At 51.4% G+C, this 20,813-nt stretch carries 23 protein-coding genes and 1 tRNA gene; 17 read left to right on the forward strand and 7 right to left on the reverse strand.

Annotation, left to right across the window (positions count from 1 at the left end):
* Positions 1–53 precede the first annotated feature (53 nt).
* The 6 genes from FEK46_RS00630 (at position 54) to ruvX (ending at position 4,214) form a co-directional block, all read left to right on the forward strand.
* Positions 54–551: a SprT family zinc-dependent metalloprotease gene (locus tag FEK46_RS00630; protein ID WP_135559234.1), complete on the forward strand. Its 498-nt coding sequence runs from the start codon at positions 54–56 to the stop codon at positions 549–551.
* A gap of 94 nt (positions 552–645) precedes the next feature.
* Positions 646–1,353: a deoxyribonuclease I gene (gene endA, locus FEK46_RS00635; protein ID WP_130207903.1), complete on the forward strand. Its 708-nt coding sequence runs from the start codon at positions 646–648 to the stop codon at positions 1,351–1,353.
* A gap of 78 nt (positions 1,354–1,431) precedes the next feature.
* Positions 1,432–2,163, forward strand: a complete 732-nt coding sequence (gene rsmE / locus FEK46_RS00640) for a 16S rRNA (uracil(1498)-N(3))-methyltransferase (RefSeq protein WP_130207905.1) — start codon at positions 1,432–1,434, stop codon at positions 2,161–2,163.
* A 12-nt stretch (positions 2,164–2,175) separates the two neighbouring features.
* Positions 2,176–3,126 carry a glutathione synthase gene (gene gshB, locus FEK46_RS00645; protein ID WP_130207907.1) on the forward strand — a complete coding sequence of 317 codons (951 nt, stop codon included), beginning with the start codon at positions 2,176–2,178 and terminating at the stop codon, positions 3,124–3,126.
* A 108-nt stretch (positions 3,127–3,234) separates the two neighbouring features.
* A complete protein-coding gene (locus FEK46_RS00650) occupies positions 3,235–3,798 on the forward strand; it encodes a YqgE/AlgH family protein (RefSeq protein WP_130207909.1) in 564 nt (187 codons plus the stop codon).
* Positions 3,798–4,214 (forward strand): Holliday junction resolvase RuvX, encoded by a 417-nt coding sequence (ruvX, locus tag FEK46_RS00655; RefSeq protein WP_000017111.1) that lies wholly within the window; start codon positions 3,798–3,800, stop codon positions 4,212–4,214. The genes FEK46_RS00650 and ruvX overlap by 1 nt, the downstream gene beginning before the upstream one ends.
* Before the next feature lie 227 nt (positions 4,215–4,441).
* On the opposite strand, the gene FEK46_RS00660 is transcribed toward ruvX, so the two are convergent.
* Positions 4,442–5,422: a type IV pilus twitching motility protein PilT gene (locus FEK46_RS00660; RefSeq protein ID WP_135559233.1), complete on the reverse strand. Its 981-nt coding sequence runs from the start codon at positions 5,420–5,422 to the stop codon at positions 4,442–4,444.
* A gap of 17 nt (positions 5,423–5,439) precedes the next feature.
* On the opposite strand from FEK46_RS00660, the gene yggS reads away from it, so the two are divergent.
* From yggS to hemW, 5 genes are read left to right on the forward strand one after another with little or no spacing between them, the layout of a single operon-like run.
* Complete coding sequence (gene yggS / locus FEK46_RS00665; protein WP_000997798.1) at positions 5,440–6,144, forward strand: pyridoxal phosphate homeostasis protein; 705 nt, start codon at positions 5,440–5,442, stop codon at positions 6,142–6,144.
* A gap of 17 nt (positions 6,145–6,161) precedes the next feature.
* Positions 6,162–6,728, forward strand: coding sequence for an osmotic shock tolerance protein YggT (gene yggT, locus FEK46_RS00670; RefSeq protein WP_001094831.1), 567 nt, complete (start codon positions 6,162–6,164; stop codon positions 6,726–6,728).
* Positions 6,725–7,015 carry a DUF167 family protein YggU gene (gene yggU / locus FEK46_RS00675; RefSeq protein WP_001277222.1) on the forward strand — a complete coding sequence of 97 codons (291 nt, stop codon included), beginning with the start codon at positions 6,725–6,727 and terminating at the stop codon, positions 7,013–7,015. The genes yggT and yggU overlap by 4 nt, the downstream gene beginning before the upstream one ends.
* A 7-nt stretch (positions 7,016–7,022) precedes the next feature.
* Positions 7,023–7,616, forward strand: a complete 594-nt coding sequence (locus FEK46_RS00680; protein WP_130207915.1) for an XTP/dITP diphosphatase — start codon at positions 7,023–7,025, stop codon at positions 7,614–7,616.
* Positions 7,609–8,745 (forward strand): radical SAM family heme chaperone HemW, encoded by a 1,137-nt coding sequence (gene hemW / locus FEK46_RS00685; protein ID WP_135559232.1) that lies wholly within the window; start codon positions 7,609–7,611, stop codon positions 8,743–8,745. The genes FEK46_RS00680 and hemW overlap by 8 nt, the downstream gene beginning before the upstream one ends.
* Positions 8,746–8,809: 64 nt before the next feature.
* Here the strand turns inward: hemW and FEK46_RS00690 are convergent, their stop codons facing one another.
* The 5 genes from FEK46_RS00690 to trmB form a co-directional block, all read right to left on the reverse strand.
* Complete coding sequence (locus FEK46_RS00690; RefSeq protein ID WP_135559231.1) at positions 8,810–9,817, reverse strand: DUF1202 family protein; 1,008 nt, start codon at positions 9,815–9,817, stop codon at positions 8,810–8,812.
* A 116-nt stretch (positions 9,818–9,933) separates the two neighbouring features.
* Positions 9,934–10,980, reverse strand: a complete 1,047-nt coding sequence (gene ansB / locus FEK46_RS00695; protein WP_000394125.1) for an L-asparaginase 2 — start codon at positions 10,978–10,980, stop codon at positions 9,934–9,936.
* A 175-nt stretch (positions 10,981–11,155) separates the two neighbouring features.
* A complete protein-coding gene (locus tag FEK46_RS00700) occupies positions 11,156–11,875 on the reverse strand; it encodes a DUF2884 family protein (protein ID WP_000984799.1) in 720 nt (239 codons plus the stop codon).
* Positions 11,876–12,058: 183 nt separating this feature from the next.
* Positions 12,059–12,385 (reverse strand): YggL family protein, encoded by a 327-nt coding sequence (locus FEK46_RS00705; protein ID WP_001107564.1) that lies wholly within the window; start codon positions 12,383–12,385, stop codon positions 12,059–12,061.
* Complete coding sequence (gene trmB, locus FEK46_RS00710) at positions 12,385–13,104, reverse strand: tRNA (guanosine(46)-N7)-methyltransferase TrmB (protein WP_021542238.1); 720 nt, start codon at positions 13,102–13,104, stop codon at positions 12,385–12,387. The genes FEK46_RS00705 and trmB overlap by 1 nt, the downstream gene beginning before the upstream one ends.
* A gap of 160 nt (positions 13,105–13,264) precedes the next feature.
* Here trmB and mutY point away from each other — a divergent pair, with 160 nt between their 5' ends.
* The 4 genes from mutY (at position 13,265) to nupG (ending at position 17,220) form a co-directional block, all read left to right on the forward strand.
* Positions 13,265–14,317, forward strand: coding sequence for an A/G-specific adenine glycosylase (gene mutY / locus FEK46_RS00715; RefSeq protein ID WP_135490330.1), 1,053 nt, complete (start codon positions 13,265–13,267; stop codon positions 14,315–14,317).
* 27 nt (positions 14,318–14,344) lie between these two features.
* Positions 14,345–14,620, forward strand: coding sequence for an oxidative damage protection protein (locus FEK46_RS00720; protein ID WP_000091700.1), 276 nt, complete (start codon positions 14,345–14,347; stop codon positions 14,618–14,620).
* 64 nt (positions 14,621–14,684) lie between these two features.
* Positions 14,685–15,764 (forward strand): membrane-bound lytic murein transglycosylase MltC, encoded by a 1,080-nt coding sequence (gene mltC / locus FEK46_RS00725; protein WP_130208053.1) that lies wholly within the window; start codon positions 14,685–14,687, stop codon positions 15,762–15,764.
* A gap of 199 nt (positions 15,765–15,963) precedes the next feature.
* On the forward strand, positions 15,964–17,220 hold the full coding sequence (nupG, locus tag FEK46_RS00730; protein WP_130207923.1) for a nucleoside permease NupG: 1,257 nt from the start codon (positions 15,964–15,966) through the stop codon (positions 17,218–17,220).
* A gap of 47 nt (positions 17,221–17,267) precedes the next feature.
* Here the strand turns inward: nupG and speC are convergent, their stop codons facing one another.
* Entirely contained in the window at positions 17,268–19,403 is a 2,136-nt protein-coding gene (gene speC, locus FEK46_RS00735; RefSeq protein WP_135559230.1) for an ornithine decarboxylase, read from the reverse strand.
* A 401-nt stretch (positions 19,404–19,804) separates the two neighbouring features.
* On the opposite strand from speC, the gene FEK46_RS00740 reads away from it, so the two are divergent.
* Positions 19,805–20,512, forward strand: a complete 708-nt coding sequence (locus tag FEK46_RS00740; protein ID WP_130207927.1) for a DUF554 domain-containing protein — start codon at positions 19,805–19,807, stop codon at positions 20,510–20,512.
* A gap of 105 nt (positions 20,513–20,617) precedes the next feature.
* Positions 20,618–20,693 (forward strand) — tRNA-Phe (locus tag FEK46_RS00745).
* Positions 20,694–20,813: the final 120 nt, after the last annotated feature.

The raw sequence follows: 20,813 nt of genomic DNA on the forward strand, positions 1-20,813 counted from the left end.
CGGAGGAAGCCACCTCTTGCAGTCATCTTTTCTTCGCTCTATCCTCTGCCGCTATGAAAACATCCCGTCTCCCTATCGCCATCCAACAGGCTATTATGCGTCGCCTGCGGGAAAAACTCGCCCAGGCCAACCTGAAGCTGGGGCGTAACTATCCGGAGCCAAAACTCTCTTATACCCAGCGTGGCACATCCGCCGGAACGGCCTGGCTGGAAAGCTATGAAATTCGCCTCAATCCGGTGTTGCTGATGGAAAACAGCGAGGCTTTTATAGAAGAAGTGGTGCCACACGAACTGGCGCATTTGCTGGTATGGAAACACTTTGGTCGCGTAGCGCCACATGGCAAAGAGTGGAAGTGGATGATGGAAAGCGTGCTGGGCGTTCCCGCCCGCCGTACGCATCAGTTTGAACTGCAATCCGTGCGCCGTAACACTTTCCCCTACCGTTGCAAATGCCAGGAGCATCAGCTTACCGTACGTCGTCATAACCGCGTGGTACGAGGCGAAGCCGTCTATCGCTGTGTTCACTGCGGCGAACAACTGGTTGCTCAATAACCAGCAGAACTATCAGGAATTTTACTGATCTGGCTGATTGCATACCAAAACAACTTTCGCTACGTTGCTCGCTCGTTTTAACACGGAGTAAGTGATGTACCGTAATTTGTCTGTGGCTGCGGTGGTACTGAGCGCAGCATTATCCGGCACGGCGTTAGCCGAAGGCATCAATAGTTTTTCCCAGGCGAAAACAGCAGCGGTAAAAGTCTACGCTGATGTGCCGGGAACATTTTACTGCGGATGTAAAATCAACTGGCAGGGTAAAAAAGGCATCGTGGATCTGGAGTCGTGCGGGTATCAGGTGCGCAAAAATGAAAACCGCGCCAGCCGCGTAGAGTGGGAACATGTTGTTCCCGCCTGGCAGTTCGGCCACCAGCGTCAGTGCTGGCAGGAAGGCGGTCGTAAAAACTGCGCTAAAGATCCGGTTTATCGCCAAATGGAAAGCGATATGCATAACCTGCAGCCCGCGATAGGTGAAGTGAACGGCGATCGCGGCAACTTTATGTACAGCCAGTGGAATGGCGGCGAGGGCCAGTATGGGCAGTGCGCCATGAAGATTGATTTCAAAGAAAAAGTTGCTGAACCGCCAGCTCATGCCCGTGGTTCCATTGCGAGGATTTACTTCTACATGCGTGACCAGTACAACCTGACACTCTCACGCCAGCAAACGCAGCTGTTTAACGCCTGGAACAAAATGTATCCGGTCACCGACTGGGAGTGTGAGCGTGACGAACGCATCGCGAAGGTGCAAGGCAATCACAACCCGTATGTGCAACGCGCTTGCCAGGCGCGAAAGAGCTAACCTACACTAGCGAAATTCTTTTTGTTAACCCTGCCCCACGCGCGCAACCGCGTGGGGAGACGACGCGGATATTTAACCATGCGTATCCCCCGCATTTATCATCCTGAACCACTCACCAGCAATTCGCAGATCGCGCTTTGTGAAGATGCCGCTAACCATATCGGGCGCGTCCTGCGTATGGGGCCAGGTCAGGCATTACAGTTATTTGACGGCAGCAACCAGGTCTTTGACGCAGAAATCACCAGCGCCAGCAAAAAAAGCGTGGAAGTTAAAGTGCTGGAAGGCCAGGTAGACGATCGTGAATCTCCCTTGCATATTCACCTCGGTCAGGTGATGTCGCGCGGAGAAAAAATGGAATTCACTATCCAGAAATCGATAGAACTTGGCGTAAGCCTCATTACGCCACTTTTTTCTGAACGCTGCGGCGTTAAACTGGATAGTGAACGTCTGAACAAGAAGCTCCAGCAGTGGCAGAAAATTGCAATTGCCGCCTGCGAGCAGTGTGGTCGTAATCGGGTACCAGAAATCCGTCCGGCGATGGATCTGGAAGCCTGGTGTGCAGAGCAAGATGAAGGCTTGAAACTCAATCTTCACCCGCGCGCCAGTAACAGCATCAACACGCTGCCGTTACCAGTCGAACGCGTCCGCCTGCTGATTGGCCCGGAAGGCGGTTTGTCGGCAGATGAAATTGCCATGACTGCCCGCTATCAATTTACTGATATCCTGTTGGGACCTCGCGTTCTGCGTACTGAGACAACTGCGCTCACCGCCATTACCGCGCTACAAGTGCGTTTTGGCGATCTGGGCTAACGGAGAAGAATAATGATCAAGCTCGGCATCGTGATGGACCCCATCGCAAGCATCAACATCAAGAAAGATTCCAGTTTCGCTATGTTGCTGGAAGCACAGCGTCGTGGTTACGAACTTCACTATATGGAGATGGCCGATCTCTATTTGATCAATGGTGAGGCTCGCGCTCGTACCCGTACTTTGAGCGTCGAACAGAACTACGATAAATGGTACGAGTTCACGGGTGAGCAGGATCTGCAACTGGCCGATCTCGACGTGATTCTGATGCGTAAAGATCCGCCGTTTGATACCGAGTTTATCTACGCGACCTATATTCTGGAACGCGCCGAAGAGAAAGGAACACTGATTGTTAACAAGCCGCAGAGCCTGCGCGACTGTAACGAGAAACTGTTTACCGCATGGTTCTCTGACTTAACGCCAGAAACGCTGGTCACGCGCAATAAAGCGCAGTTGAAAGCGTTCTGGGAAAAACACAGCGACATCATTCTTAAGCCGCTGGACGGTATGGGTGGCGCGTCGATTTTCCGCGTGAAAGAAGGCGATCCGAACCTTGGTGTGATTGCCGAAACCTTGACTGAGCACGGCACTCGCTACTGCATGGCACAAAATTATCTGCCAGCGATTAAAGATGGTGACAAGCGCGTGCTGGTGGTGGATGGCGAACCAGTACCGTACTGTCTGGCGCGTATTCCACAGGGAGGCGAAACCCGTGGCAATCTGGCTGCCGGTGGTCGTGGCGAACCTCGTCCGCTAACGGAAAGCGACTGGAAAATCGCCCGTCAGGTAGGACCGACGCTGAAAGAAAAAGGGCTGATTTTTGTTGGTCTGGATATTATCGGTGACCGCCTGACTGAAATTAATGTCACCAGTCCAACCTGTATTCGTGAGATTGAAGCAGAGTTTCCGGTGTCTATCACCGGAATGTTAATGGATGCTATTGAAGCACGATTACAGCAGCAGTAACCCTGTTTAGCGAGAGGGATCTCGTTGAGACTATGAGTGACAGCGCCATACTTTCCACGCATACTGGGCGCTGTTGCTTTTTTGAACCAGGAAACAGAACCTCTGACAATGAATTTACAGCATCACTTTCTTATTGCCATGCCTGCTCTCCAGGATCCGATTTTCCGTCGTTCCGTGGTCTACATTTGCGAACATAATACCAATGGAGCAATGGGGATCATCATTAACAAGCCACTGGAAAATCTCAAAATTGAAGGGATTCTGGAAAAGCTGAAGATCACGCCGGAGCCGCGTGATGAATCTGTCCGTCTGGACAAACCGGTTATGCTTGGCGGTCCGCTGGCTGAAGATCGCGGGTTTATTTTGCATACCCCTCCATCCAATTTTGCGTCCAGCATTCGCATTTCAGATAACACGGTGATGACCACTTCCCGCGATGTGCTGGAAACACTCGGCACCGATAAACAACCTGCTGACGTGATGGTAGCCCTTGGTTACTCCTCCTGGGATAAAGGCCAACTGGAACAAGAAATTCTCGATAACGCGTGGTTAACCGCCCCGGCAGATCTGAATATTCTGTTCAAAACACCGATAGCCGACCGCTGGCGCGATGCGGCAAGGCTGATTGGTGTTGATATTCTCACCATGCCTGGTGTGGCAGGGCATGCCTGATGAGCGGAACATTACTCGCCTTCGACTTCGGCACCAAAAGCATTGGCGTAGCGGTCGGCCAACGCATTACTGGCACCGCTCGCCCGCTGCCCGCAATTAAAGCACAGGACGGTACGCCGGACTGGAACCTTATCGAGCGTTTACTGAAAGAGTGGCAACCAGACGAAATCATCGTCGGTTTGCCGCTGAATATGGACGGCACCGAGCAACCATTGACTGCCAGAGCGCGTAAATTTGCCAACCGTATTCATGGCCGTTTCGGTGTTGAAGTAAAGCTCCATGACGAGCGTCTTAGCACCGTGGAAGCGCGTTCCGGTCTGTTTGAACAGGGCGGCTATCGGGCGCTCAACAAAGGCAAAGTCGACTCTGCCTCTGCGGTTATTATTCTCGAAAGTTATTTCGAGCAAGGATATTAAGGCGATTTAAAAGCCTGGCGGATAGTCGTTACCGTCATCCCGCCATCTTGCCGGATGCGGCGTGAACGCCTTATCCAGCCCACATGTGGCAGCGGTCGTAGGTCTGATAAGACGCATCAGCGTCGCATCAGACGTTCATTGCCGGACGCGGCGTGAATGACTACGTTTGTAGGCCCGATAAGCTTGCGCATCGGGCATGTTTACAATTCGTATCAGGCACAGCAACGTCATAAACGCCCTTCCCCCACCCGCTGTTGATAACTCTGCTGAAACGTTATCATCCCCACCTGCTGCCCGGTTTGAATAACATGCGGTAACTGGTGGGTTTTCCCTTCGCGAATCAAATTCCCCACCGCAGGTGTGTTAATCAGTAATTCAAACAGCGCCACGCGTCCTTCCTGTTTATCCACTTCCAGCTTTTGTGACAACACCGCCCGTAAACTACCTGCCAGTTGATTACGCACGGGATCTTTTTCCTGCGCCGGAAACGAATCCACCAGTCGCTCAACTGCCTGCGCTGCGCCGTGAGTGTGTAATGTCGCCAGCACCAGGTGCCCGGTTTCTGCCGCCGTTAGCGCCAGACGGATTGTCTCGCTGTCACGCAGCTCTCCGAGCAAAATCACATCAGGATCCTCCCGCAATGCGGCCCGCAATCCCGATGCAAACGTCATACAGTGCAAACCAATTTCCCGCTGCTGGATCAAACATCGCTGGCTGGCATAGAGATATTCCACAGGATCTTCCAGCGTCAGAATATGCGCATCGGCATGTTGATTGAGATAGCCAACCATTGCCGCCAGCGTGGTGGATTTACCACTCCCCGTCGCCCCCGTCACCAGAATCAGTCCATTCTCGCTCTTGAGTAATTCCGGCAATACCGGTGGTGCGCCAAGCTGTTCGAGCTGCGGGCAGTGCGAAGGTAACAGCCGTAACGCCAGAGATATGCCTTGCCGCTGCGCGAACGCACTGCCGCGCAATCGCTGGTTTTCCGCCAGCGACACGGCAAAATCCAGCTGACCATTCTCCAGCAATATTGCCCGCTGATCGTCATCCAGCCACTCCCGCAGTAGCTCTTCGACGTCCGGCGCATCAAACGGCGCAGCTTCCATTCTGCCGCGAATGCGCCATCGTGCGGGCCAGGCGCTGCACAGGTGTAGATCAGAGACGTTATGCTTTACACTAAGGGCCACAATTTCTTCCATATTCATACTAAGATCCTCGGAAAATGAACGATATTGCGCATAACCTGGCACAGGTCCGGGACAAAATCTCAGCGGCTGCAACGCGTTGCGGCCGTTCTCCAGAAGAAATTACGCTGCTTGCAGTCAGTAAAACAAAACCTGCGAGCGCCATCGCAGAAGCCATTGATGCCGGGCAGCGTCAATTTGGTGAAAACTACGTTCAGGAAGGGGTAGATAAAATTCGCCACTTTCAGGAGCTGGGCGTAACAGGATTAGAATGGCATTTTATTGGCCCGTTGCAGTCTAATAAAAGCCGCCTGGTGGCAGAGCATTTCGACTGGTGTCATACCATCGACCGTTTGCGTATCGCCACACGCCTGAACGACCAGCGACCGGCAGAACTTTCCCCTCTTAACGTACTGATTCAAATTAATATTAGTGATGAAAACAGCAAGTCAGGGATTCAACTGGCGGAACTGGACGAGCTGGCAGCGGCGGTCGCTGAACTACCGCGTTTACGTCTACGCGGGCTGATGGCAATCCCGGCGCCTGAGTCAGAATATGTAAGGCAGTTTGAAGTTGCACGCCAAATGGCTGTAGCATTTGCCGGACTGAAAACGCGCTACCCGCATATCGACACGCTCTCTCTGGGAATGTCGGACGATATGGAAGCCGCCATTGCGGCAGGTAGCACGATGGTTCGTATCGGCACTGCCATCTTTGGTGCACGTGATTACTCTAAAAAATAAGGAATCTTAAGAACGCCATGAATACGTTGACTTTCCTGCTTTCAACGGTCATTGAGCTGTATACCATGGTGCTGTTATTACGCATCTGGATGCAGTGGGCTCATTGTGATTTTTATAACCCTTTCTCACAGTTTGTGGTGAAGGTGACACAACCGATTATCGGGCCACTGCGCCGCGTTATTCCGGCAATGGGGCCAATTGATAGCGCCTCGCTGCTGGTTGCCTATATTCTCAGTTTCATCAAAGCCATCGTGCTGTTTAAAGTGGTGACCTTCCTGCCGATCATCTGGATTGCCGGTTTATTGATTCTGCTGAAAACCATCGGCCTGCTGATTTTCTGGGTCCTGCTGGTGATGGCGATTATGAGCTGGGTAAGCCAGGGTCGTAGCCCAATTGAATATGTGCTGATTCAACTTGCCGATCCACTGCTGCGTCCGATTCGCCGCCTGCTACCGGCAATGGGTGGGATTGATTTTTCGCCGATGATCCTCGTTCTGCTACTGTATGTCATTAATATGGGTGTCGCAGAAGTGCTGCAGGCGACCGGAAACATGCTGCTGCCGGGGCTGTGGATGGCGTTATGAGTGCCGTAACAGTTAATGATGACGGTCTGGTTTTACGGCTCTATATTCAGCCGAAAGCCAGCCGTGATTCTATTGTCGGTTTACATGGCGACGAGGTAAAAGTCGCCATTACCGCGCCGCCAGTTGACGGTCAGGCCAACAGCCATCTGGTGAAGTTTCTCGGTAAGCAATTCCGGGTTGCCAAAAGCCAGGTGGTGATTGAGAAAGGCGAACTTGGCCGCCACAAACAAATTAAAATCATTAATCCGCAACAAATCCCGCCAGAAATCGCGGCGTTAATTAATTAGGTATCCTATGCAAAAAGTTGTCCTCGCAACCGGCAATGCCGGTAAAGTGCGTGAGCTGGCGTCGCTGCTTAGCGACTTCGGTCTTGATATCGTGGCCCAAACAGACCTCGGCGTAGATTCCGCTGAAGAAACCGGCCTGACATTTATCGAAAACGCGATTCTGAAAGCGCGCCATGCGGCAAAAGTGACCGGTTTACCGGCAATTGCCGACGACTCCGGTCTGGCGGTAGATGCGCTGGGTGGCGCGCCGGGTATTTACTCCGCGCGTTATTCCGGTGAAGACGCGACCGATCAAAAGAATCTGCAAAAACTGCTGGAAACACTGAAAGACGTACCGGACGACCAACGTCAGGCGCGTTTCCACTGCGTGCTGGTATATCTGCGTCACGCGGAAGATCCCACTCCGCTGGTGTGCCACGGCAGCTGGCCGGGCGTGATTACTCGTGAACCAGCGGGTACTGGCGGCTTTGGTTATGATCCAATTTTCTTCGTACCTTCCGAAGGGAAAACCGCTGCCGAACTGACCCGCGAAGAAAAGAGCGCCATTTCTCACCGTGGTCGGGCGTTGAAACTGCTGCTGGACGCTTTACGTAATGGTTAAATTACCGCCGCTGAGTCTCTACATTCACATCCCGTGGTGCGTGCAGAAATGCCCGTACTGCGATTTCAACTCTCACGCGTTGAAAGGGGAAGTGCCGCACGACGATTACGTTCAGCATCTGCTTTGCGATCTGGACAATGATGTGGCTTACGCACAGGACCGTGAAGTAAAGACAATCTTTATTGGCGGCGGTACGCCGAGCCTGCTTTCCGGCCCGGCGATGCAAACGCTGCTGGACGGCGTGCGTGCGCGTTTGCCGCTGGCAGCGGATGCAGAAATTACTATGGAAGCGAACCCTGGTACGGTTGAAGCCGATCGCTTTGTTGATTATCAGCGTGCTGGTGTGAACCGCATCTCTATTGGCGTACAGAGTTTTAGCGAAGAAAAGCTGAAACGACTTGGACGCATTCATGGCCCGCAAGAAGCGAAACGTGCAGCAAAACTGGCAAGCGGACTGGGGCTGCGTAGCTTTAACCTCGATTTGATGCACGGGCTGCCGGATCAATCACTGGAAGAGGCGCTAGGCGATCTGCGCCAGGCCATTGAACTGAATCCGCCGCATCTTTCCTGGTATCAACTGACCATCGAACCCAATACGCTGTTTGGCTCGCGCCCTCCCGTACTGCCGGACGATGATGCGTTATGGGATATTTTCGAACAGGGGCATCAGTTGTTAACCGCGGCAGGTTATCAGCAATATGAAACTTCCGCTTACGCCAAGCCCGGTTATCAGTGCCAGCACAATCTCAACTACTGGCGATTTGGCGACTACATCGGTATTGGCTGCGGCGCGCACGGCAAAGTGACCTTCCCGGATGGGCGCATTCTGCGTACCACCAAAACGCGGCATCCGCGCGGTTTTATGCAGGGGCGGTATCTGGAAAGCCAGCGTGATGTCGAAGCCGCAGATAAGCCGTTTGAGTTCTTTATGAATCGCTTCCGTCTGCTGGAGGCCGCGCCGCGCGTGGAGTTTAGCCAGTATACTGGCCTTTCAGAAGAGGTTATTCGCCCTCAGTTAGACGAGGCTATCGCTCAGGGCTATCTCACAGAATGTGCGGATTACTGGCAGATAACGGAACATGGGAAGTTGTTTTTAAATTCGCTGCTGGAGCTTTTTCTGGCTGAGTAAATTTGTATTGCCGGATGCGGCGTGTACGCAACATCCGGCTACAACTCATGCGTCATCGCAACAATTACTTAATCACCCCATTGCGCCGCAATTGTTCGGTATCTTTTTTCCAGCGTTCATTAGCCTGGTTGATATCGTCAATTTTCATCAAAATCGCGACTTTTTTACTGTTTATTTCTGAAATTTTCATCGTTAACGGATATTGCCCTTTTTCGAGCGTTATCCAGTCATCCTGCAATTTACGGCTAAGTTTTTGTGATTGCAGAAAAGTCTGTCGCCGTTGTTCGTTGATATCGAAATCTCGTTTCTGCTGAATCGGCACTTCATAACACTCTTCACTCTGTTTATGACATGCCGCAATCGCCGGTTGATAAACCTCTTTGTCATATTTAACCGCGAACGCCTCGCTATCATTCTGTTTATTAAACTCATCACGCTGTTGGTGAATTTTTTTAAAGGCATCTTCGCGGGTCATTTGCTTGCCGTTTGCATCTTTTCCCCAATAGGCATCTGCTGCTTTCTGCGCCGCCACCATTTGCTTATCAAGCTCTTTTGCATCCTTTTCCAGCGCAGGAATCGAGTTCTTCTGGGTATTCAACGCTGATTCAAGCTGACTAAAGCGATAATTGAAATCTTCGCTATTTACAATCAGATATTTATTATTCGTTTTAATATCGTCGACCACCCGCCCACTATCGCTGGCTGCCGCCTGAAAAGAGTAAAAGTTCACCGTCCAGCCAGACGCGGGTGTTCCTTTACTGGTTAACATCGCCGAGAATTTTACTGGTTTATCTTTCGTCCAGGTCTGTTCGAGCAGTTCGTAATCTGCCAACTGACCGACCCAGGTATAGAGATCGTCATTGGAAGAGACATCGCCTTCCGCTGACCAGGTGGCCTGATTACCCTTGGCATCAAGATTTTTTAAGGTGATGGCATCAAGCTTGAGAATGCCGTGATACTGCTTTTTGAATTGATCTTTTAAGATATTTTCAGTTGGCGGTTCGCCATCGGCCCAGCTGTAACCTGACGTCAACACGAACAATGCCGTGCCTACAATCCATTGCTTTTTCACCGGAACACCCTCTCGCGGAATAATTTATTTCAGTGATTATCATCAGGGTAATAATAATTGGCAATGGACGTGAGTCTGAAGTGAATAAGCCCCGGCGCGATACCGGGGCGAAGTGATTAGTACTGATTGAAAATCTGCTGGATTTGCTGCGGATCTTTGGTTTGCGTCAGAGCCAGTTGCAGCAGAACGCGCGCTTTTTGCGGGTTCAGCGTGCCGGAGGCAACGAAACCATATTTCGCATCATCCACTTCGGCATCCTGAGTGGTAGCGCCCGTCGGTACGCGGGAAGAACGCACTACCGCAGTGCCGTTTTTCGCGGCGGTTGCCAGAGTGTCAAACACGGATTTATACAGGTTGCCGTTACCCACACCAGCGCTCACGATGCCATCATAGCCCGCATCTACCAGGGCTTTAGCCGGAAGATCGGATGCGTTAGCGTAGTTATAAACAATGCCGACTTTCGGCAGTTCATTCAGCTTAGAGACATCGAACGGCGTGTCGCTGGTGTGCTTACGTGCCGGGGTACGCTGATAGTCAATCTTACCGTTATGAATGTATCCCAGCGGACCGTAGTTAACAGACTTAAAGGTCGCTACGTCGGTGGTGTTGGTTTTGGTGACATCGCGACCGTCCAGTACGGTGTCGTTCATCACTACCAGCACGCCACGATTGGCGGAGGCTTTATCAGCGGCGGTCACTACCGCGTTATACAGGTTGAATGGACCGTCTGCGCTCATGGAGGTGGATGGGCGCATTGCGCCGACCATCACCACCGGTTTGTCGCATTTCACCGTCAGGTCGAGGAAGTAAGCAGTCTCTTCCATCGTGTCGGTACCGTGGGTAATAACGAAGCCGTCAGTTTTATCGCAGTCAGTGTTAATTTTTTTCGCCAGTGTCAGCCAGACATTATCGTTCATGTCCTGGGAGCCGATATTAACGACCTGCTCGCCTTTAACGTTCGCAATGTCCTTCAGCTGCGGCACCGCATTGACCAGATTTTCTACGCCAACTTTACCCGCTGTGTAGTTAGATTTGGTTGCGGAGTCACCACCACCGGCAATCGTCCCGCCAGTCGCTAAAATGGTGATATTGGGTAATGCCAATGCTGCACCACTAAAACCCATAACCAGTGCGGCAAGTGCCGTCTTTTTGAAAAACTCCATTTCATTCCTCCAGTTACGTGAACGCTACGTATTATCCCTTAGCTTTGTATAGGAAATTTGACGTTAAACAATTTACTTTGTGAATAGATTTTGGAGATCTATAAAGTTAGAGGCAGGTAACAAAATGAAGAATTAAACGGCATAAAAAATCATTATGCCGTCTTAAACTAGAGGATTATTTCAAATTTCCGACCAGGGCTTTACGGCTGTCTTCCAGAGTCACAACACGGCTACAAACATCTTTGCCAAATTGCTGGAAATCTTTTTCCTGTTTTTTCCACTCGGTCTGGATTGAGGATTGCAGTCCCCCCAGGCTTCCCAGCACATTCTGTAACGGGTTGCCGCCGCTTTTCAGCACCGCTTTCGCGCCCATTTCGTTAATGCTGTCCTGCAAAATTCCGCCCATCGCCTGATTCACTAACTGCTGACCTTCGGCGCGAACCTGATCAATGGCTTTATAGTGAAACGTCAGGCCATCGCTGCGCGTTTCGATAATGCGGTTCATCTGCTCTTTCAGCTGCGCATCAAGTTTGGTCAGACGGCTGCGCATTTTGCTGCTTTCGCCCATCTCCTGAACGATAATTTTATCCAGCGCAACGCGTGCTTTCTCTACGCGGCTTTTCGCACCTTCATCAATCCACGGCAGCGTGCTGCGCAGTTCGGCCTGATAATCCTTCGCCTGCTCGCGCTGGGCGGCGTTCAGTGAATATTGCTTGCCGTTGTACATCACATTGCCGTCTGGCGTGATCACCAGATTGCCGTTTTCGCCCTTCACCTGCACGGTTTGCGGGCTGACAATCACATCGTCACGCGGCGTGACGCTGCACTGGTAGTCGGCGTGAGCGGTCATTGCCGTCACTGAAAGTGCTGCCGCCAGCAGCATTTTGCGCATCATAGTCTTCCCTCAAGAACAAATCAGGCCAGCATTTGCTGGCCCCAGATTGATAACAAAGTACACGTTGTCCATGCCGGATGCGGCGTAAATGCTTTATCCGGCCTACTCGATCGTGCATCTTTGTAGGCCTGATAAGCGTAGCGCATCAGGCAGTTTTGCATTTGTCATCGCCCGTATGCTTTATTAGTCCCACCAAACGTCGAAAAGTTCGCTGGTGCGTACCTCATCCAGTTTGCGCTCTTCCAGCCACTTACGCACAATCGCCTGATGTTCTTCGGTGCATTTGCCGATTTCCTGCATGCAGATCAGACCTTCCCAGGCCAGATAACCGCTGCCGTCAAAGGCCAGTTTGTTCGGTTCGATAACCTCGTTAATAAAGTCATCAACGGTTTTATCAATCTGCTCTTCCGATGTACCTTCCGGGAATCGCCATGCCACCGAAAATCCTAATTCCTGGAATTCGTCGATGTGCATTTTTTTACGCAGACGACGGCTACGGTTCTTTGCCATTATTTCACCCTCTCGAACATTAAGTCCCATACTCCGTGACCAAGACGATGACCACGTTGTTCAAATTTCGTCACCGGACGTGATGCCGGACGCGGTACGTAATCATTGCTCTCTGACAGGTTTTTATAACCGTCAATAGAAGACATCACTTCGAGCATATGTTCCGCATAAGGTTCCCAGTCGGTCGCCATATGGAATACGCCACCCAGCTGCAGTTTGCTTTTTACCAGTTCGGCAAACGGTACCTGAACGATACGGCGTTTATTATGGCGCGCTTTGTGCCACGGATCAGGGAAAAAGAGTTGCACCATGCGCAATGAATTGTCAGGAATCATTTTATGCAGCACTTCGACCGCGTCGTGACACATCACGCGCAGGTTGCTTAAGCCCTCTTCATGCGCGGAAGCCAGGCAAGCCCCAACGCCCGGTGAATGCACTTCAATGCCGAGGAAGTCCTGCTCAGGGCGATCTTTAGCCATTGCCACCAGCGACGCCCCCATGCCAAAACCAATCTCAAGCGTCACCGGCGCTTCACGGCCAAACAGCGTCGGGAAATCCAGCATATCTTCGCTGAACTCAACGCCCATCACCGGCCAGTAGTTTTCCAGCGCATGTTCCTGGCCTTTGGTCAGTCGCCCCTGGCGGCGCACAAAACTACGGATACGGCGCAGTGGGCGGCCGTTTTCATCAAATTCCGGTGAGATGACGTCGTTTTTCATAAAGATTTAGTCGCTTGTGAAAGTGTTCTGAAAACGGGCATTATCCAAAGTTAGTTGCCGGATGCAAGCATGATAAGGCCGTGGCTGCGGAAAGTTCCGGTTTACACCCCGCCGCGGCTGTGCTGCAATCTTGCCCCCAACAACAGTGAATTCGGTGACCATGCAAGCGTCGCAATTTTCAGCCCAGGTTCTGGACTGGTACGATAAATACGGGCGGAAAACGCTGCCCTGGCAAATTGACAAGACGCCCTACAAAGTATGGCTCTCAGAAGTGATGTTGCAACAAACTCAGGTTGCGACCGTAATCCCCTATTTTGAACGCTTTATGGCGCGCTTCCCGACGGTGACCGATCTCGCCAACGCGCCGCTCGACGAAGTTCTCCACTTGTGGACCGGGCTTGGCTATTACGCCCGCGCGCGCAATCTGCATAAAGCGGCACAACAAGTTGCCACCTTACACGGCGGTAATTTCCCGGAAACCTTTGAAGAAGTCGCGGCGTTACCGGGCGTCGGGCGTTCCACTGCTGGCGCGATTCTCTCACTTTCTCTGGGTAAGCACTTTCCGATTCTCGACGGTAACGTCAAACGCGTGCTGGCGCGCTGCTATGCTGTAAGCGGCTGGCCTGGGAAAAAAGAGGTCGAGAATAAATTATGGAGTTTGAGCGAGCAGGTGACGCCCGCGGTTGGCGTGGAGCGGTTTAATCAGGCGATGATGGATTTAGGTGCGATGATTTGTACGCGTTCGAAGCCGAAATGCTCGCTCTGCCCGCTGCAAAACGGTTGTATTGCCGCCGCCAATAATAGCTGGTCGCTTTATCCGGGCAAAAAGCCGAAACAGACGCTGCCGGAGCGCACCGGCTACTTTCTGCTGTTACAGCACGAAGATGAAGTATTGCTGGCGCAGCGTCCGCCGAGCGGATTGTGGGGCGGTTTATACTGTTTCCCACAGTTTGCCGACGAAGAAAGTTTGCGGCAATGGCTGGCACAACGGCAGATTGCTGCCGATAACCTGACGCAACTGACCGCGTTTCGGCATACCTTCAGCCATTTCCACTTAGATATTGTGCCTATGTGGCTTCCCGTGTCGTCATTCACCGACTGCATGGATGAAGGCAATGCGCTCTGGTATAACTTAGCGCAACCGCCGTCAGTTGGCCTGGCGGCTCCCGTGGAGCGTTTGTTACAGCAGTTACGCACTGGCGCGCCGGTTTAGCGCGTGAGTCGATAAAGAGGATGATTTATGAGCAGAACGATTTTTTGTACTTTCCTGCAGCGTGAAGCAGAAGGTCAGGATTTTCAGCTGTACCCCGGCGAACTGGGAAAACGCATCTATAACGAGATCTCCAAAGAAGCCTGGGCGCAGTGGCAGCACAAACAAACCATGCTGATTAATGAAAAGAAACTCAACATGATGAATGCCGAGCACCGCAAGCTGCTGGAGCAGGAGATGGTTAACTTCCTGTTCGAAGGTAAAGAGGTGCATATCGAGGGCTATACGCCGGAAGATAAAAAATAAAAACAGTGCCGGAGCACGCCTCCGGCAACTTGCATAAAAACAAACACAACACGCACCCGGAATGATGAAAAAATATCTCGCGCTGGCTTTGATTGCGCCGTTGCTCATCTCCTGTTCGACGACCAAAAAAGGCGATACCTATAATGAAGCCTGGGTCAAAGATACCAACGGTTTTGATATTCTGATGGGGCAATTTGCCCACAATATTGAGAACATTTGGGGATTCAAAGAGGTGGTGATCGCCGGTCCTAAGGACTACGTGAAATACACCGATCAATATCAGACCCGCAGCCACATCAACTTTGATGACGGCACGATTACTATCGAAACCATCGCCGGGACAGAACCTGCCGCGCATTTGCGCCGGGCAATAATCAAAACATTATTGATGGGCGACGATCCGAGTTCGGTCGATCTCTATTCCGACGTTGATGATATTACGATTTCGAAAGAACCTTTCCTTTACGGTCAGGTGGTGGATAACACCGGGCAGCCGATTCGCTGGGAAGGCCGTGCGAGTAACTTCGCGGATTATCTGCTGAAAAACCGCCTCAAAAGCCGCAGCAACGGGCTGCGTATCATCTACAGCGTGACCATTAACATGGTGCCGAACCACCTTGATAAACGTGCGCACAAATATCTCGGCATGGTCCGCCAGGCATCACGGAAATATGGCGTTGATGAGTCGCTGATTCTGGCGATTATGCAGACCGAATCTTCCTTTAACCCGTATGCGGTCAGCCGTTCCGATGCGCTGGGATTAATGCAGGTGGTACAACATACTGCCGGGAAAGATGTGTTCCGCTCACAGGGGAAATCCGGCACGCCAAGCCGCAGTTTCTTGTTTGATCCTGCCAGCAATATTGATACCGGCACCGCGTATCTGGCGATGCTGAATAATGTTTATCTCGGCGGAATTGATAACCCAACGTCGCGGCGTTATGCCGTCATCACCGCCTATAACGGTGGTGCAGGCAGCGTATTACGCGTCTTCTCGAACGATAAAATTCAGGCTGCCGCTATTATAAATACTATGACGCCGGGCGATGTTTATCAGACGCTGACAACCCGCCATCCGTCTGCGGAATCTCGTCGCTATCTTTATAAAGTGAACATGGCGCAGAAATCTTACCGCCGCCGATAATTTCATCTTTGCCTCTGACAATACTCCGAGACAAAGTGTTATACGCATCACAATTTTGCCTTGCAAATTGAGTTTATTTGCAATTATTTGCTACGGATAACAAAAAAACAGTCAGTGAAGTTGATAGAATCGCATCATCTTGCACGGTCAAATGTGCTTTTTAAAACACTCATCCGCATCACGATGTGAGGAAATTAACATGAATCTTAAGCTGCAGCTGAAAATCCTCTCTTTTCTGCAGTTCTGTCTGTGGGGAAGTTGGCTGACGACCCTCGGCTCATATATGTTCGTTACCCTGAAGTTCGACGGTGCTTCCATTGGCGCTGTTTATAGCTCGCTGGGTATCGCTGCGGTCTTTATGCCCGCTTTGCTGGGGATTGTGGCCGACAAATGGTTAAGTGCGAAATGGGTGTATGCTATTTGTCACACCATCGGCGCAATCACCCTCTTCATGGCGGCACAAGTTACCACTCCGGAGGCGATGTTCCTCGTGATATTGATTAACTCGTTTGCTTATATGCCAACGCTTGGGTTAATCAACACCATCTCCTACTATCGCCTGCAAAATGCAGGAATGGATATCGTGACTGATTTCCCGCCAATCCGTATCTGGGGTACTATCGGCTTTATCATGGCGATGTGGGTTGTGAGCCTGTCTGGCTTTGAATTGAGCCACATGCAGCTATATATTGGCGCAGCACTCTCCGCCGTTCTGGTGCTGTTCACCTTTACGCTGCCGTATATTCCGGTTGCTAAACAGCAAGCTAATCAGAGCTGGACGACGCTGCTCGGCCTCGATGCATTCGCGCTGTTTAAAAACAAGCGTATGGCGATTTTCTTCATCTTCTCGATGCTGCTGGGCGCGGAACTGCAGATTACCAACATGTTCGGTAATACCTTCCTGCACAGCTTCGACAAAGATCCGATGTTTGCCAGCAGCTTCATCGTGCAGCATGCGTCAATCATCATGTCGATTTCGCAAATCTCTGAAACCCTGTTCATTCTGACCATCCCGTTCTTCTTAAGCCGCTACGGTATTAAGAACGTAATGATGATCAGTATCGTGGCATGGATCCTGCGTTTTGCACTGTTTGCTTACGGCGACCCGACTCCGTTCGGCACCGTACTGCTGGTTCTGTCGATGATTGTTTACGGCTGTGCGTTCGACTTCTTCAACATCTCTGGTTCGGTGTTTGTCGAAAAAGAAGTTAGCCCGGCGATTCGCGCCAGTGCGCAAGGGATGTTCCTGATGATGACCAACGGCTTCGGCTGTATCCTCGGTGGCATCGTGAGCGGTAAAGTGGTTGAGATGTACACCCAAAACGGCATTACCGACTGGCAGACCGTATGGCTGATTTTCGCAGGTTACTCCGTGATTCTGGCCTTCGCATTCATGGCGATGTTTAAATACAAACACGTTCGTGTCCCTGCCGGTACACAAACTGTTAACCACTAATTACGCAAAGAAAAACGGGGCGCCAGAAGGTGCCCCGTTTTTTATTCTTACTTCAACACATAACCGTATAACCGTTTCATTCCATCCGCATCGGTTTCGCTATAGACACCTTGTAGCTCCGGCGAAAATCCCGGCAGCAAATTCACGCCTTCTTCCAGCGCAAGGAAATAACGCTGGACCGCTCCGCCCCACATTTCTCCTGGCACCACGCAAAGCACGCCAGGTGGATACGGCAGCGCGCCTTCCGCCGCAATTCGCCCTTCGGCATCACGAATGCGCACCAACTCCACTTCACCACGAATATAAGCGCTATGCGCGTCCTGGGGATTCATCACCACTGGCGGGAAGCTCTGCTGGCGGAACATCGCTTTTTGCAGGTCTTTGACGTCGAAACTGACATACAGATCGTGCATCTCCTGACACAACTGGCGCAGGGTATAGTCGCGATAGCGCACCGGGTATTTGTTATAAACGCTCGGCAAGACTTCAGACAGCGGCGAGTCATCTTCAATATGCTGTTCAAACTGCACCAGCATCGCCACCAGCTGTGCCAGCTTCTCGTGGCTTTCAGCCGGAGTTAATAAGAACAGAATGGAGTTGAGATCGCACTTCTCCGGCACAATGCCGTTCTCACGCAGATAGTGCGCCAGAATCGTCGCTGGAACGCCAAAATCGCTATATTCGCCGGTTTCGGCATCGATACCCGGCGTAGTGAGTAACAGCTTGCAGGGATCAACAAAATATTGGTCCGCGGCATATCCTTCAAAGCCGTGCCACTTCGCCCCCGGCTCAAAACTGAAAAAACGGCGGTCGCTGGCTAACACTGACGTCGGATAATCCTGCCACAATTTGCCATCAATAACAGGTGGAATAAACGGGCGGAACAGCTTACAGCGCGCAAGAATCGCTTTCCGCGCTTCAATCCCTATCTCAACACACTCAGCCCACAGCCGACGCCCACTCTCCCCTTCATGAATTTTGGCGTTAACGTCCAGCGCAGCAAACAGCGGGTAAAACGGGCTGGTTGAAGCATGGAGCATAAAAGCATTATTCAGCCGTTTATGCGGGCAAAACCGCGCCTGCCCGCGAATATGGTTATCTTTTTTATGAATCTGCGATGTCTGCGAGAATCCCGCCTGCTGTTTGTGCACCGACTGGGTAACAAAGATCCCAGGATCGCTTTCGTTAAGCTCTAACAGCAACGGTGAGCAATCCGCCATCATCGGGATAAACTGTTCGTACCCGACCCACGCGGAATCAAACAGAATGTAATCACACAGATGCCCAATGGTATCGATCACCTGGCGGGCGTTGTAGATAGTGCCGTCATAGGTTCCCAGCTGAATAATCGCCAGGCGGAACGGGCGCGGCAGTTCGGCTTTTTCTGGCGCAACGTCGCAAATTTGCTGGCGCAGATACTCTTCATTAAAACAGTGCGCATCAATCCCGCCGATAAACCCGAATGGGTTGCGTGAGGCTTCCAGATACACCGGCGTCGCCCCCGCCTGAATCAGCGCACCGTGATGATTCGACTTATGGTTGTTACGGTCGAAGAGCACCAGATCACCACGCGTTAACAGTGCATTCGTCACAACCTTATTCGCCGCCGATGTGCCGTTCAGCACAAAATAGGTTTTATCGGCATGAAAGACTTTGGCAGCGAATTTCTGCGCATCCTTTGCGGAACCTTCATGAATAAGCAAATCGCCCAGTTTTACGTCAGCGTTACACATATCGGCGCGAAAGACGTTCTCGCCAAAGAAATCGTAAAAATGGCGTCCGGCAGGATGCTTTTTAAAGAACGCACCATGTTGATGCCCAGGACAAGCAAAGGTGCTATTGCCCATCTCAACGTACTGGGTCAGCGTGTCATAAAATGGCGGCAGCAAATTCTCTTCATACTGACAGGCTGCGGATTCCAGCTCCAGCCACTGCTGCTCATTGCCGTTGATGATAGCCGTAACGCCCGCGGGCAATTCAACCGCATCTTCAGAATACAAAAACACCGGCAGATGAAAACCGGTGCGCTTAAGTAACGCAAGAATGCCGCTACGACTATCCGCAGCGGTAATGACGACTGCCGCGACGTCCGTAAAATCAGTATCTTCCAGCGCCACCACGCGGCGATGGGTAGAAAGTCGGGAAACCAGTTCACCACTGGCGGCAATACTCATTGATTTCATAAGCGCAAAACCCGTTTCGGGGAAGTAAAAATACCGGGCAAGGTGGAACCCCCTGCCCCATGAGATGTGGGTCAAACTGGTCACCAGCTCCGACCGCCAGACATCAGTAAAAGCAGAAACGCTCTGATTTTACTGTTGCCCTGCAGTGAGCATACGTTAACGTCACCGCATAAAAAGCAGCGTCACAGAACAGGAGACATTTCGCGCGAAACGGCGATAAGCGAAAGAATGTAAGGAGGCGGCGTGCATCAGGCAAGCTCCGTACAGGAAGGAGAAAATTCGCGCAATCATGGCACTTTTCGCTAACGCGTGCAAGCCAGGACTTTGCGACCAGACAAGCAATCGACGGGGCAAAAAGTTCATAATAAAAACATCAAACAACACAATTAACAGGAACTATTGTGGTCATCGGCCCTTTTATCAACGCAAGTGCAGTATTACTGGGTGGCGCCCTCGGCGCACTGCTTAGCCAACGCTTACCGGAACACATCCGCGTCTCTATGACGTCCATTTTTGGCCTGGCGTCGCTGGGAATTGGTATTTTACTGGTCGTGAAATGTGCCAACCTTCCGGCGATGGTTTTAGCTACGCTACTCGGGGCATTAATCGGCGAAATTTGTCTGCTGGAAAAAGGCGTCAACACTGCGGTCGCTAAAGCGCAGAATCTGTTTCGTCACTCGAGCAAGAAATCTGCGCATGAATCTTTTATTCAGAATTTTGTCGCAATTATTGTCCTGTTTTGTGCCAGCGGCACCGGGATCTTCGGCGCGATGAATGAAGGGATGACAGGCGATCCGAGTATTTTAATCGCCAAGTCATTTCTTGATTTCTTTACAGCGATGATCTTCGCCTGTTCACTTGGCATTGCGGTATCGGTGATTAGTATTCCATTGCTCATCATCCAGTTAACGCTGGCGTGGGCTGCTGCGCTGATATTACCGCTGACCACACCGTCGATGATGGCGGACTTCAGCGCCGTAGGTGGTTTATTGCTGCTGGCAACCGGCTTACGCATCTGCGGCATAAAAATGTTCCCGGTGGTCAATATGCTTCCAGCCCTCCTTCTGGCAATGCCGCTTTCCGCCGCCTGGACCACCTGGTTTGCCTGACATTACGAGCGATAACGGCAAACTGATGATAGATTGTGCAGTCTGCCGTAAATTGAAGAAATTTGATTGACGAGACGAGGCGAATCAGGTTTAATGCGCCCCGTTGCCCGGATAGCTCAGTCGGTAGAGCAGGGGATTGAAAATCCCCGTGTCCTTGGTTCGATTCCGAGTCCGGGCACCAAAATTTAGTTTCATGGCGTTCTTATAAGTCCTGAAACGTTAGAGAATCAGTAAGTTAAAGAAACCTGATGGTACTGAAAAGTTCCGTCAGGTTTTTTGACATCCAGAGTTTTTGGGGGCT

Source organism: Escherichia sp. E4736, from assembly GCF_005781225.1.
GTDB lineage: Bacteria > Pseudomonadota > Gammaproteobacteria > Enterobacterales > Enterobacteriaceae > Escherichia.